Annotated in this window: 12 protein-coding genes; 9 read left to right on the forward strand and 3 right to left on the reverse strand. The window is 65.2% G+C overall.

What is annotated here, in order from left to right; translation table 11 throughout:
- The first annotated feature begins 20 nt into the window (after positions 1–20).
- Positions 21–317 (forward strand): ArsR/SmtB family transcription factor, encoded by a 297-nt coding sequence (locus H3221_RS00200; RefSeq protein WP_196476975.1) that lies wholly within the window; start codon positions 21–23, stop codon positions 315–317.
- A 27-nt stretch (positions 318–344) separates the two neighbouring features.
- Complete coding sequence (locus H3221_RS00205) at positions 345–1,394, forward strand: alkene reductase (RefSeq protein WP_196476952.1); 1,050 nt, start codon at positions 345–347, stop codon at positions 1,392–1,394.
- A gap of 112 nt (positions 1,395–1,506) precedes the next feature.
- Here the strand turns inward: H3221_RS00205 and H3221_RS00210 are convergent, their stop codons facing one another.
- On the reverse strand, positions 1,507–2,355 hold the full coding sequence (locus tag H3221_RS00210) for an ATPase (RefSeq protein ID WP_196476953.1): 849 nt from the start codon (positions 2,353–2,355) through the stop codon (positions 1,507–1,509).
- A gap of 351 nt (positions 2,356–2,706) precedes the next feature.
- Here H3221_RS00210 and H3221_RS00215 point away from each other — a divergent pair, with 351 nt between their 5' ends.
- On the forward strand, positions 2,707–2,994 hold the full coding sequence (locus tag H3221_RS00215; RefSeq protein ID WP_160018460.1) for a hypothetical protein: 288 nt from the start codon (positions 2,707–2,709) through the stop codon (positions 2,992–2,994).
- Here the strand turns inward: H3221_RS00215 and H3221_RS00220 are convergent.
- A complete protein-coding gene (locus tag H3221_RS00220) occupies positions 2,985–3,983 on the reverse strand; it encodes an NAD-dependent epimerase/dehydratase family protein (RefSeq protein ID WP_196476954.1) in 999 nt (332 codons plus the stop codon). The genes H3221_RS00215 and H3221_RS00220 overlap by 10 nt on opposite strands.
- A gap of 242 nt (positions 3,984–4,225) precedes the next feature.
- The gene (locus H3221_RS00225) at positions 4,226–5,128 is read right to left on the reverse strand and encodes a LysR family transcriptional regulator ArgP (protein ID WP_196476955.1); all 903 of its coding nucleotides are present in this window, start codon (positions 5,126–5,128) and stop codon (positions 4,226–4,228) included.
- Positions 5,129–5,222: 94 nt separating this feature from the next.
- On the opposite strand from H3221_RS00225, the gene H3221_RS00230 reads away from it, so the two are divergent.
- The 6 genes from H3221_RS00230 to putA all read left to right on the forward strand — a co-directional run bounded on the left by H3221_RS00230 (position 5,223) and on the right by putA (position 12,401).
- Positions 5,223–5,636, forward strand: a complete 414-nt coding sequence (locus H3221_RS00230; protein ID WP_196476956.1) for an ACT domain-containing protein — start codon at positions 5,223–5,225, stop codon at positions 5,634–5,636.
- A complete protein-coding gene (locus H3221_RS00235; RefSeq protein WP_196476957.1) occupies positions 5,636–6,238 on the forward strand; it encodes a LysE/ArgO family amino acid transporter in 603 nt (200 codons plus the stop codon). The genes H3221_RS00230 and H3221_RS00235 overlap by 1 nt, the downstream gene beginning before the upstream one ends.
- Positions 6,239–6,509: 271 nt before the next feature.
- Positions 6,510–7,466, forward strand: coding sequence for a LysR family transcriptional regulator (locus H3221_RS00240; protein ID WP_196476958.1), 957 nt, complete (start codon positions 6,510–6,512; stop codon positions 7,464–7,466).
- Between the two features lie 90 nt (positions 7,467–7,556).
- A complete protein-coding gene (locus H3221_RS00245) occupies positions 7,557–7,739 on the forward strand; it encodes a hypothetical protein (RefSeq protein ID WP_196476959.1) in 183 nt (60 codons plus the stop codon).
- An 86-nt stretch (positions 7,740–7,825) separates the two neighbouring features.
- On the forward strand, positions 7,826–8,053 hold the full coding sequence (locus H3221_RS00250; protein WP_196476960.1) for a DUF2790 domain-containing protein: 228 nt from the start codon (positions 7,826–7,828) through the stop codon (positions 8,051–8,053).
- 412 nt (positions 8,054–8,465) lie between these two features.
- Positions 8,466–12,401 (forward strand): trifunctional transcriptional regulator/proline dehydrogenase/L-glutamate gamma-semialdehyde dehydrogenase, encoded by a 3,936-nt coding sequence (gene putA / locus H3221_RS00255; RefSeq protein ID WP_196476961.1) that lies wholly within the window; start codon positions 8,466–8,468, stop codon positions 12,399–12,401.
- Positions 12,402–12,549 lie beyond the last annotated feature (148 nt).

The raw sequence follows: 12,549 nt of genomic DNA on the forward strand, positions 1-12,549 counted from the left end.
CGATACATACCGACACCGCCATGGACATCGACCTCATCATCAAGGCCCTCGCCCACCCGCTGCGCCGCGACATCCTCGACTGGCTGAAGGAGCCCGAGCTCAACTTCGCCGAACAGGATCACCCGCTGGAGATCGGCGTGTGCGCCGGCAAGATCTTCCTGCGCACCGGGCTGTCGCAATCCACCGTTTCCGCCCATCTGACCACCCTGCAACGCGCCGGTCTGGTGACCAGTCGCAAGGTCGGCCAATGGCATTTCTTCAAGCGCAACGACGAGCTGATCCAGGCTTTCGTCGAGCGCCTCGGCCAGCAACTCTGATTTGACCTTTCCCTCGGAGAAACCACCATGCCCACACTGTTCGACCCCATCCAGATCGGTGATCTGCACCTGAACAACCGCATCATCATGGCGCCGCTGACCCGCTGCCGCACCGACGAAGGCCGCGTGCCCAACGCGCTGATGGCCGAGTACTACGTGCAGCGCGCCTCGGCCGGCCTGATCATCAGCGAAGCCACTGCCGTCACGCCGATGGGCGTGGGCTACCCGAACACCCCCGGCATCTGGTCGGATGCGCAGATTCGCGGCTGGAGCAACATCACCCAGGCGGTGCACGCCAACGGCGGCAAGATCGTCCTGCAGCTGTGGCACGTCGGCCGTATCTCCGACCCCATCTACCTGGATGGCGAACTGCCGGTCGCCCCCAGCGCGATCAAGCCGGCCGGTCACGTCAGCCTGGTGCGCCCGATGAAGGACTTCGTCACCCCGCGTGCGCTGGAGACCGAAGAGATCGCCGATATCGTCGAGGCTTATCGTCAAGGCGCCGAAAACGCCATGGCCGCCGGTTTCGACGGTGTGGAAATCCACGGTGCCAACGGTTACCTGCTCGACCAGTTCCTGCAGAGCAGCACCAACCAGCGCAGCGATCACTATGGCGGCAGCGTCGAGAACCGCGCGCGTCTGCTGCTGGAAGTGACCGACGCCGCCATCTCGGTATGGGGCGCCGGCCGCGTCGGCGTGCACCTGGCTCCACGTGCCGACTCGCACGACATGGGCGACGCCAACCGGGGCGAAACCTTCGGCTACGTCGCTCGCGAACTGGGCAAGCGCGGCATCGCCTTCATCTGCGCTCGCGAAAAAGCCGACGATGACAGCCTGACGCCGCAACTGAAGCAGGAATTTGGCGGCGTGTTCATCGCCAACGAACGCTTCACCAAGGATCAGGCCAACGCCTGGCTGGCCGAAGGCAAAGCCGATGCCGTGGCCTTCGGCATCCCCTTCATTGCCAACCCGGACCTGCCGCAGCGCCTGGCGCAGGACGCCGCGCTGAACGAGCCGCACCCGGAAACCTTCTACGGCTCCGGCCCGGTCGGCTACATCGACTACCCGCGCCTGTGAGATCGCAGCTAATACACCTCCCGCAAGCGATATCCTGTGGGAGGGGCTTTAGCCGCGACCAATAAACGAACGCCCCGCATTGCGGGGCGTTCGTTTATCGAGACATTGACACTCAGCGCTGATTGATCTGCTGCTGCAGATTCACCACCTGGCTCTGCAGGGTGTTGATGTTGCGCGTCATCTGCGCGCGGAAGGCATCGAACTCGGCGGTATTCGGGCCGGCACTGGCGGCCGGGCGGTTGTCCAGTTCGCTGCGCAGCACCAGCAGATCCTGTTCCAGGCTGCGGATCGATTGCGCCGGATTGCCCTGCTTCTTCAGCGCATCGATATCACCACCGAGGGCCTTGATACGCGTGTCGAGCTTGGCCAGTTCGGCCTGGGTCGTCTTGGCGTCCGCCTGGGCGGATTTCAGTGCGGCCTGCTCGGTGGAGAGCGCCTGCAGACGCTTGTCGAAGTCGGCGCTGGCGCCGAGACCACTCTTGAGCTCGGTTCCCAACTGCTCGACACGCTTATCCAGTGCAGCCTGCGCCGTGGCGCTCTGCTGTTGCTGCTTGCCCAGCTCGGCCAGCCGATTTTCCAGCTGTTTGACCTGCAGTTTGAGCGCTTCGCTGCCGCTGGTGACGTTGGATTCGGTCGCCACCACCTTGCCGGAAATATCCTGAATGCGCCCGGCTGCCTCCTCGCTGATGCGCGCGAAGCTTTCCTGGGTCGCCACCAGGCGCTGCTCCATCAGGCCGATCTGCTGCAGGCTCCACCAGCCCAGGCCGGCCAGAGCAAAACTCAGCGCACCAACCAGCGCCCACAACGGCCCGGTACTGGCGCCCTTGGCCACTGGCACCTTGCTGCTGGTCACGCGGCTGCTGCGCGCGGTGGGCTCCTCACGCGGCTCGGCGAAATCCTCACGGCGCTCCGGAGTCAGGCTGGGCAGATTGTCGAGTTCGTCGTTGGCGTCGTTACGCATGGTCGGACCTATGGTTGGAACGAATGAACGGAAATGCCGCGCAGTATACCGATTAGCCATTACACCATCAGCGTCGCGCCAAGCAGGTGCGCGGCGCACCGACGAAGGGCGCGACAGGGCCATCGACTCGCCTGCAGCCCGGCAGTTCCGCAAAACTTGAACTGGTACGCACTTTGCTTTTTCTCCCGTCGTGAACGAGCCGATAGCGCGTCGCTCACAAGCCAGCAGGCGGCCTGAAAGTTCTGCAAAGCACGAAGAAGTGTTCCAGTCGACGGAGATCAGGCTGGCGCGGTTACGGATGGCGAGGAAGGCCTGAGCCCGTGACCCTTCAACCAATCGGGGGAAGTGGCAATGGAACTGAACAAAGAAGTACTGGACTGCATGAAAGCGCTGCGTCGTCGTCTACGCGAAGAGCAGGACGTGGACATTCGCCTGAGCCAGCCCAACGCGGTCGGTGCCATGCTCGATGGCAGCCTGAAATCCGACGATGAAGAAACCCGCCGTCTCGGCCAGCGCCTGGCCGAACTGTCCGATCAACCGCAGCGCGCAGCGGCCACGCCACTGGCCGCAGTCGAGCTACCGGTCGGCGCGCCAACCGGCTCGGTACGCATCTATCGCGGCCAGCGCATCTACGCCTGAGGCCCCATCTGCGCCTGCCACCAGGTGCAGAATTCATCCAGTGCATCCCACAGGCTGGCCCGGGGCTCGTAGCCAAGGTACTCGCGGGCACGGTCGATGTTCAGGGAGAAATCCCTGGCCATTACCGCCACACCGAGGCGAAACAGACTCGGCTCGGGCCGCCCCGGCAGCACCCGACACACGCCTTCGTTGAGCGTCGCCGCGGCGTAGGCCAGTGGGAACGGCACATGTCGCGTCACCGGCGGCAGCTCCAGACGACGCAGCACGTAATTGACCACGTCCCACAGCGGCACCGGCGCGCCATTGCTGATGTTGTAAACCTGGCCGAGCGCCGCACCGCCCACCTGCAACGAACTGAGCAAGGCGTCGTTGAGATTGTGCACGTTGGTGAAGTCGACCTTGTTCAGGCCATTGCCGATGATCGCCAGGCGGCCCTTGCGCTGCATGCCGATCAGCCGTGGGAAGATGCTGGTATCGCCCGCGCCGGTGACGAAGCGCGGGCGCAGGGCGATCACCTCCAGGCCGAACTCCTGCGCGGCGAACACCTGCTGCTCGGCCAGGTACTTGGTCTTGCCGTAGTGATCGGAGAAGCGTTTGGGCACCTGCTCCTCGCCAATCTCGACATGGGATTTGCCATCGAAATAGATCGACGGCGAGGACAGATGCACCAGGCGCCGCACCTTCTGCTTGAGGCAGGCGTCGACGACATTCTCGGTGACCGTCACATTGGCCTGATGAAAATGCGCGTAGTCGCCCCACACGCCCACCGCGCCCGCGCAGTGCACCACCGCCTCGACATCCCGGCACAGCGCCTGGGCCAACTCGGCATCACCGAGATCGCCCTGAATGAACTGCGCACCGCGCTTGATCAGATGCTGCACGCCCTCGGCACGACGGCCGTTGACCCGCACGTCCAGGCCCTGTTCGAGCGCGAAGCGCGCGAAGCGCCCGCCGATGAAGCCACTCGCGCCGGTGACCAGAATCCTCATCGCAATCCCCTGCCATTGATTCTTGTAGTTGCCGCACTCTAGCAGCGCCTGATCCCCCCTGCCCTGTCGGTAACGGCCAGAATACCGACCCGCCAAGCCTCATTCGTCGGGCGGGCACATGCACTCGTAGGGTGCGCCGTGCGCACCAGCCCGTAGAGGGAGGTCGCGCTTCATCCAGCGCCACGATCGATGCAAGCCAATCCCCCGTTTCATCACCCTGCAGTTGGTGCGCACAGCGCATCCTACGGACCGGGTTGCGTCTGCACCAACGAGCCGCCGGCTGCGCGACGCAGGCGTTCGGTCAACTCGCTGAGCAACTCGCCGCCATTGCGCCAATGGTGCCAGTACAACGGCACATCGATGAAGCGCTCGGGCAGCAGATCCACCAACCTGCCGCTGGCCAGCTCTTCGCGTACTTGCAATTCCGGCACCAGACCCCAGCCCAAGCCGCCTTCAGCGAGGCGCACGAATCCTTCGGACGAGGGACACAGGTGATAGGCGAAGGCGCCTGTGACGCCGAGGCCCGCCAGGTAACGATGCTGCAACCGATCATCCGGGCCGTAAACGATGGCTGGCGCACGCACCAGCGCGTCGACGCTGACGCCTGCAGCAAAATGCCGGGCGATGAAGCCCGGGCTGGCCAGTGCGCGATAGCGCATCGCCCCCAGCGCCAAGCTGCGCGCCCCCGCCACCGGACGCTCGGCGGCACACACGCAGCCGGCCACTTCGCCCGCTCGCATGCGCTTGAGGCCAACCTCCTGATCCTCCACCACCAGCTCCATCAGCACCTGCTGGTTGGCGCAGAATTCCGCCGTCGCCGCCGCCCACCAGGTCGCCAGACTGTCAGCGTTGAGGGCGATGCGCAGACGCTCCGGCAAAGCCTGTTCATCCAGCCCTGGAACCTGGCCCTGCAGGTCGCGTTCGAGCAGACGCACCTGCTGCACATGATTGAGCAGACGCCGGCCGATTTCGGTGGGCGTCGGCGGCGTCGCGCGCACCAGCACCGGCTGGCCGACCCGCGCTTCGAGCAACTTGATGCGCTGCGACACCGCAGACTGCGACAACCCAAGCACCTGCGCGGCACGCTCGAAGCCGGCCTGTTCCACCACAGCGGCCAGGGCGGCGAGAAGTTTGTAATCGAACAATCGATTTCCCTAATGAGTGATCAGCAATATTGGTTTCTCTTATATACCCGCCCACAGCAGACTTGCCAGCATTCAGCCCAATCAGGAGCCCGCCATGTCTGGCGAAACCAATCTCGCACGTCTGCTGCAGAGCATGACGCCGCAGCTCAACCCCGGTCAGTACGTGTTCTGCTGTGTCCCAGCCGAGCATGACTGCCGCGCCCTGCAGCCACTCGCCAGCATGCGCGAGTCCGAGGGTCTTAGCCTGGTGCTGACGCGCGAAATCGCCGATGCCCATGGCCTGAGCTACGACTACGTCGCCGCCTGGATCACCCTTGAGGTGCATTCGTCGCTGGCTGCCGTGGGCCTCACTGCTTCCTTCTCCGCCGCCCTGGCGCAGGCCGGCATCAGCTGCAACGTGGTCGCAGGTTTCCATCACGACCATATTTTCGTGCCCAGCGAGCGAGCCGAACGGGCGCTCTCCACCCTGCGCGCCCTGTCGGCGGCGTCCATGCCGGAGCTGTCGTGATGTGGCAGAGCTACAGCAACGGCATGCTGGTGGCCATCGGTCTGATCATGGCCATCGGGGCACAGAACGCCTTCGTTCTGGCGCAGAGCCTGCGCCGCGAACATCACCTGCCGGTGGCAGCCCTGTGCATCGTCTGCGATGCCCTGCTGGTGGCCGCCGGCGTGTTCGGCCTGGCCACCCTACTGGCGCAGAGCCCGACCTTGCTGGCCATCGCTCGCTGGGGTGGCGCGGCCTTCCTGATCTGGTACGGCAGTCAGGCGCTGCTGCGCGCCGCGCGCCCGCAGTCGCTGCAAGCGGCAGGCAGCGAGCCGCGCTCATTGCGCGCAGTGATGCTCGCCGCGCTGGCAGTCACCCTGCTCAACCCGCACGTCTATCTGGATACCGTGCTGCTGATCGGCTCGCTCGGTGCCCAGCAACCTGAACCTGGCGCCTATGCCGCAGGCGCCGCCAGCGCCTCCTTTCTCTGGTTTGCCACCCTGGCGCTCGGCGCCGCCTGGCTTGCACCCTGGCTGGCCAGGCCACTGACCTGGCGCCTGATCGACCTGGGCGTGGCAGCGATGATGTTCGCCGTGGCAGCGCAACTGATCCTGGGTGCGTTGTAAGGTTCGCCGTCGCGCATAATGCGTCTGGCCTATTACTGGCGTCTCTAGCAACGTAAGCGAGGTGGCCAGCGCAAGGCAAAAACAGGCGAAAAACGATCGGAGTCGCGCTCGACTTTACGAGTAGTAAATGAGCATTTTGATCGGACTCGCGCACGAGCCTGTTTTTAACACCGCGATGGCAACGCACGACTGCATGGATGCAGGAGGTAGAGCGACGCAGGAGGCCAAAGCCGAGGTGGTTGTTAGAGACGCCCTTACGCCAGGAGCAACAATGGATACCCTTCATGCGATGCGCGTGTTCGTTCAGGTGGTCGAGCGCGGCAGCTTTACCGCTGCCGCCCAGGCGCTGGATCTGTCCACCGCGCAGGTATCGCGACTGATCACCGACCTGGAACAACACCTGCAGGCGCGCCTGCTGCAGCGCACCACGCGACGCCTGGCGCTGACCGAAACCGGCGAGCGCTATCTGGAGCGCTGCCGGCAGATTCTTGGCCAGATCGACGAAGCCGACGCCGAGGCGCGCGGCGCGCATCACACCCCCAGCGGTCGCCTGCGCGTGCACACCATGACCGGCCTCGGCCTGCAGCACCTGACGCCATTGATCGCTCGCTATGCCGAGCGATATCCACAGGTGGTGGTAGAGCTCACGCTGGCGCAACGCACCCCGGATCTACTCGAAGAGGGCCACGACGTGACCATCGCCTTCGCCCGCGACCTGCCGGACTCGCAGCTGGTCGCGCAACGCCTGGGTCCGGTCTACAGCGTGCTCTGCGCCGCCCCCAGCTACCTGGCTCAGCATGGCATCCCGCAGCAGCCGAGCGATCTGCAGCAGCACCGCTACCTGCGCCTGACCGACCCGCTGTACCGTGGCCAATGGGATTTCGGCGACGAACAACTGGAGGCCCTGCCGGCCGAGTGCTTCCAGGTCAACGTCGCCGAAGCGCTGGTCAAGGCGACCCAGGCCGGCATGGGTTTCTGCCTGCTGCCCTCGTTCGTCGCCAGCCAGCCGCTGCGTGAAGGACGCCTGCTGCGCATCCTGCCGCAGCACCGCCTGCGCGCCCTGAACATCTATGCGATCTATCCGTCGCGACGCTTTCTCGATGCCAAGACCCGCACCTGGGTGGAGTTTCTCAAAGCCGAACTGCCGCCGCTGCTGCGCGGTGACGAAGCGGTACTGGACGACGCGCAATACTGGGCGACGCCTGCAGGATTGTTGCGCGAAAGGTAAGGGTCATTCACCCGGGACGCGCTTTTTCGCACCTCGATGCCTCACTAGGATGACTTCGAACCCACGAAGAATCCCAAGAGGATCGCCCCAATGAAGAACCTTCTCACTGCCACTGTCATGTCCCTTTCCACTCTGCTCGCCGCCCAGGCCTGCTTCGCCGAAGAGTCGGCGGCCTTCGTCGCTCATCAACAGGCCCACCAGCAACAGCCGCACGCCACAGCCACCCAGCAGGCGCAAACCGCGAGCGCGCAGAACAGCGATCAGCACGGTTGAACCAGTGCTTACCTGGCGCCGGCCGCGCTCCTGACCGGCGTCCCTCGGGCCGCTGAAACGGCCCTTTTTCCTGCATCGAGGCCATCATGAAACGTATCGTCTGCCTGCTCGCTCTGGGCTGCGCCACTACCCTGGCATATGCCGAAACGCCGGAGCATTACCATTACGGCATGCGGCTGGACATCGCCAAGGTCATCAGTCAGACCCTGCCGCAAGGTTGCCAAGCGGGTGAAGCCCGCATGGTCTATCTGGACTCCAACGGCGAGCAGCACACCCTGATCTACCAACGTATCGGCGAAGACTGCCGCTACTGATCCCCGCCAGGCGCAACTCAGCGCCTGCAATCCGTCACCTCGCGCCACTCTTCCCATATCGGCGGTCTACCCTGATCAATAGGCAGCACCTTGCCGGCGATCGGGTAGCACCCAGGTTGCACCACAAGCGTACAGCGACCCTCAGCATGGCCTGGCGTTGCTCATAACGGACCAGGCCAGCCGCTCGCAAACTGTAAAGGCACCGAGAAGATATCGAGAGATTAGACGTTCGTCGGCCCAGGATAATTATTGGTTGCACCTGGTTGCACCATGCATATTCTCGGGTTTAATCTCCCGCAGCTTTTTTATTGCCTGCCATCCATGGCGGCAGCCCCTGGGGCCGTCGCAAGCGACGCCAGAAACTGCTCCAGGCAGTTTCACCCTGTACAACCGACAAAAACAGGACACACCTATGGCCACCACCACGCTTGGCGTAAAACTCGACGATGCCACCCGCGAGCGCCTGAAGAAGGCTGCTGCGCAGATCGACCGCACCCCGCACTGGATGATCAAGCAGGCGATCTTCAATTATCTGGAGCAAGTCGAGAGTGGCCTGACGCCCGCCGAGCATGCCGGCCTGGCTGCTGCCGCCGGTGAAGAAGCGCTGGAGTCGCTGACCGAGCAGGGTCTGCAGGTGTTCCTCGATTTCGCCGAAAGCATCCTCCCGCAGTCGGTGCTGCGCGCCGCCATCACCAGCGCCTACCGCCGCCCGGAAACCGAAGTGGTACCGATGCTGCTGGAGCAGGCGCGCCTGAACAAGGAGCAGGCCGAGGCCTCGCAGAAGCTGGCCCTGGGCATCGCCGAGAAACTGCGTAACCAGAAGAATGCCAGTGGCCGTCAGGGCCTGGTGCAGGGCCTGCTGCAGGAGTTCTCGCTGTCGTCGCAGGAAGGCGTGGCCCTGATGTGCCTGGCCGAAGCCCTGCTGCGCATCCCGGACAAGGCCACCCGTGACGCGCTGATCCGCGACAAGATCGCCAACGGCAACTGGAGCCAGCACCTCGGCCAGAGCCCGTCGATGTTCGTCAACGCGGCGAGCTGGGGCCTGCTGATTACCGGCAAGCTGGTGTCGACCCACACCGAGGCCGGCATGACCTCGGCGCTCAACCGCCTGATCGGCAAGAGCGGCGAGCCGGTGATCCGCAAGGGCGTGGACATGGCCATGCGCCTGATGGGCGAGCAGTTCGTCACCGGCGAGACCATCGCCGAAGCCCTGGCCAACGCCGCCACCCTGGAAGCCAAGGGCTTCCGCTACTCCTACGACATGCTCGGTGAAGCCGCACTGACCGAGGAAGATGCCAAGCGTTACCTGGCGTCCTACGAGCAGGCCATCCACGCCATCGGCAAGGCCTCGCACGGTCGCGGCATCTACGAAGGCCCGGGCATCTCGATCAAGCTCTCCGCCCTGCACCCGCGCTACAGCCGCGCCCAGTACGAGCGCGTGATGGACGAGCTGTACCCGACCCTGCTGGGTCTGACCCAGCTGGCCAAGCAGTACGACATCGGCCTCAACATCGACGCCGAGGAAGCCGACCGCCTGGAGCTGTCGCTGGACCTGCTCGAGCGCCTGTGCTTCGAGCCATCGCTGGTCGGCTGGAACGGCATCGGTTTCGTCATCCAGGCCTACCAGAAGCGCTGCCCGTACGTGATCGACTACGTCATCGACCTGGCCAAGCGCAGCCGCCACCGTCTGATGATCCGCCTGGTCAAGGGCGCCTACTGGGACAGCGAGATCAAGCTGGCCCAGGTCAACGGTCTGGAAGGCTATCCGGTGTACACCCGCAAGCCGTACACCGACGTGTCCTACCTGGCCTGCGCACGCAAGCTGCTGGCCGCGCCGGAAGCCATCTACCCGCAGTTCGCCACCCACAACGCCCACTCGCTGTCGGCCATCTACCAGTTGGCCGGGCAGAACTACTACCCGGGCCAGTACGAGTTCCAGTGCCTGCACGGCATGGGCGAGCCTTTGTACGAGCAGGTGGTGGGCAAGATCGCCGACGGCAAGCTGAACCGCCCGTGCCGCATCTACGCGCCGGTGGGTAGCCACGAGACCCTGCTGGCCTACCTGGTACGCCGCCTGCTGGAAAACGGCGCCAACACCAGCTTCGTCAACCGCATCGCCGACCACAGCATTTCGCTGAAAGACCTGGTGCTCGACCCGGTGCTGCAGGTCGAGCAGATGGCCGCGCAGGAAGGCGCCATCGGCCTGCCGCATCCGCGTATCGCCCTGCCGCGTGACCTGTACGGCCAGGAGCGGGTCAACTCCGCCGGCCTCGACCTGGCCAACGAACACCGCCTCGGCTCGCTGTCCTCGGCGCTGCTGTCGTCCACCAATCTCAGCTACGTCGCCGAACCCATGCTCGGCTGCGATGCACCCAACCCGGGCGAGCCGGAGCCGGTGCGCAACCCGGCCGATCACCGTGACCTGGTCGGCCACGTGCGCGAAGCCAGCGTCAAGGATGTCGACAGCGCCATCCTCTGCGCCCTGGCCAGCGGGCAGATCTGGCAGTCCACTCTGCCAGCCGAGCGCGCCGCCGTGCTGGAGCGCGCCGCCGATCTGATGGAAGCCGAGCTGCAGCAACTGATGGGCCTGCTGGTACGCGAGTCCGGCAAGACCTTCGCCAACGCCATCGCCGAGGTGCGCGAGGCGGTGGATTTCCTCCGCTACTACGCGATCCAGGCACGCAGCTTCGGCAACGACAGCCACCGCCCGCTGGGCCCGGTGGTGTGCATCAGCCCGTGGAACTTCCCCCTGGCGATCTTCAGTGGCCAAGTGGCCGCCGCACTCGCCGCCGGTAACACCGTGCTGGCCAAGCCGGCCGAACAGACCCCACTGATCGCCGCCCAGGCCGTGCGTATCCTGCTCGAGGCTGGCGTACCAGCCGGTGCCGTGCAGCTGCTGCCGGGCCGTGGTGAAACTGTCGGTGCGCGCCTGGTCGGTGACGAGCGCGTGCGCGGGGTGATGTTCACCGGTTCCACCGAGGTGGCCGGCATTCTCCAGCGCAATATCGCCGGTCGTCTCGACGCCCAGGGCCGCACCATCCCGCTGATCGCCGAAACCGGCGGCCTCAACGCCATGATCGTCGACTCCTCGGCGCTGACCGAGCAGGTGGTGATGGACGTGGTCGCCTCCGCCTTCGACAGCGCCGGCCAGCGCTGCTCGGCCCTGCGCGTGCTGTGCGTGCAGGACGACGTGGCCGACCGCGTGCTGACCATGCTCAAGGGCGCCATGGCCGAATACACCCTCGGCAACCCGGAACGCCTGAACACCGACATCGGCCCGGTGATCGACGCCGAAGCCAAGGCCGGTATCGACACCCACATCGCCAAGCTGCGCGAGAAAGGCCGCAAGGTCACTCAGCTGGCGCGCGTCAACGCTGACGACATCAAGCGCGGCACCTTCGTCGTGCCGACCCTGATCGAGCTGGACAGCTTCGACGAAATGAAGCGCGAGATCTTCGGCCCGGTGCTGCACGTGGTGCGCTACCAGCGTGCGGACCTGGGCAAGCTGCTGCAGCAGATCAACGACAGTGGCTACGGCCTGACCCTCGGCGTACACACGCGCATCGACGAGACCATCGCCCAGGTGGTGGGCACGGCCAAGGTCGGTAACCTGTATGTGAACCGCAACATGGTCGGCGCCGTGGTCGGCGTGCAGCCGTTCGGTGGCGAAGGCCTGTCCGGGACCGGCCCGAAAGCCGGTGGCCCGCTGTACCTCTATCGCCTGCTCTCGACCCGCCCGCAGGACGCCGTCGCCCAGTACCTGCAACAGGCCGACGTGCAGGCCCTGCCAGCACCGACCGAGCTGGACAAGGTGCGCGCCGCCTTCGCCGAATGGGCAGCCAACCAGGAGCCGGCCATCGCCGCGCTGTTCGAGCAGTACCGCGCGCTGTCGCAGAGCTACAGCAGCCACGTGCTGACCGGCCCGACCGGCGAGCGTAACAGCTACACCCTGCTGCCGCGCGAGCACGTGCTGAACCTGGCCGACGAACGCAGCGACCTGCTTGCCCAACTGGCCGCCACCCTGGCCGTGGGCAGCCAGGCGATCTGGCTGGAAAGCCAGCGTGCGCTGTACGCCGAGCTGCCGAAAGAGGTGCACAAGCACATCCAGCTGGTGGCCGACTGGAACAGCGTCGACGTGGAGCTGGACGCCATCCTGCACCACGGCGATTCCGACCAGCTGCGTGCGGTGAGCGAACAGGCGGCGCAGCGCAAGGGCGCCATCGTCGGTGTACACGGCCTGAACAAGGGCGAGACCGACATCGCCCTGGAACGCCTGCTGGTGGAGCACGCCCTGAGCGTCAACACCGCAGCGGCCGGCGGCAACGCCAGCCTGATGACCATCGGCTGATATTCCTCGGCCGGTAATGGCGTGGAAAGCTGGCTGAAAGCTTTCCGCGTCATGCTGCACCCACACGGCGCAACTGCCAGCAGGGGCTACCCGCCCGGCGCCGTGTTCTCTCCTTCCGACCTTCGGGTCTGCGCCAGCCTATCCGGCC

It is taken from the genome of Pseudomonas chaetocerotis, assembly GCF_015712105.2.
Taxonomy (GTDB): Bacteria; Pseudomonadota; Gammaproteobacteria; order Pseudomonadales; family Pseudomonadaceae; genus Aquipseudomonas; species Aquipseudomonas chaetocerotis.

Coding starts and splice junctions, on each gene's coding strand:
- H3221_RS00230 (WP_196476956.1), top strand. CDS start 5,223: ATGTCTGGCGAAACCAATCTCGCACGTCTGCTGCAGAGCATGACGCCG.
- H3221_RS00215 (WP_160018460.1), top strand. CDS start 2,707: ATGGAACTGAACAAAGAAGTACTGGACTGCATGAAAGCGCTGCGTCGT.
- H3221_RS00245 (WP_196476959.1), top strand. CDS start 7,557: ATGAAGAACCTTCTCACTGCCACTGTCATGTCCCTTTCCACTCTGCTC.
- H3221_RS00235 (WP_196476957.1), top strand. CDS start 5,636: ATGTGGCAGAGCTACAGCAACGGCATGCTGGTGGCCATCGGTCTGATC.
- putA (WP_196476961.1), top strand. CDS start 8,466: ATGGCCACCACCACGCTTGGCGTAAAACTCGACGATGCCACCCGCGAG.
- H3221_RS00200 (WP_196476975.1), top strand. CDS start 21: ATGGACATCGACCTCATCATCAAGGCCCTCGCCCACCCGCTGCGCCGC.
- H3221_RS00250 (WP_196476960.1), top strand. CDS start 7,826: ATGAAACGTATCGTCTGCCTGCTCGCTCTGGGCTGCGCCACTACCCTG.
- H3221_RS00210 (WP_196476953.1), bottom strand. CDS start 2,355: ATGCGTAACGACGCCAACGACGAACTCGACAATCTGCCCAGCCTGACT.
- H3221_RS00240 (WP_196476958.1), top strand. CDS start 6,510: ATGGATACCCTTCATGCGATGCGCGTGTTCGTTCAGGTGGTCGAGCGC.
- H3221_RS00220 (WP_196476954.1), bottom strand. CDS start 3,983: ATGAGGATTCTGGTCACCGGCGCGAGTGGCTTCATCGGCGGGCGCTTC.
- H3221_RS00205 (WP_196476952.1), top strand. CDS start 345: ATGCCCACACTGTTCGACCCCATCCAGATCGGTGATCTGCACCTGAAC.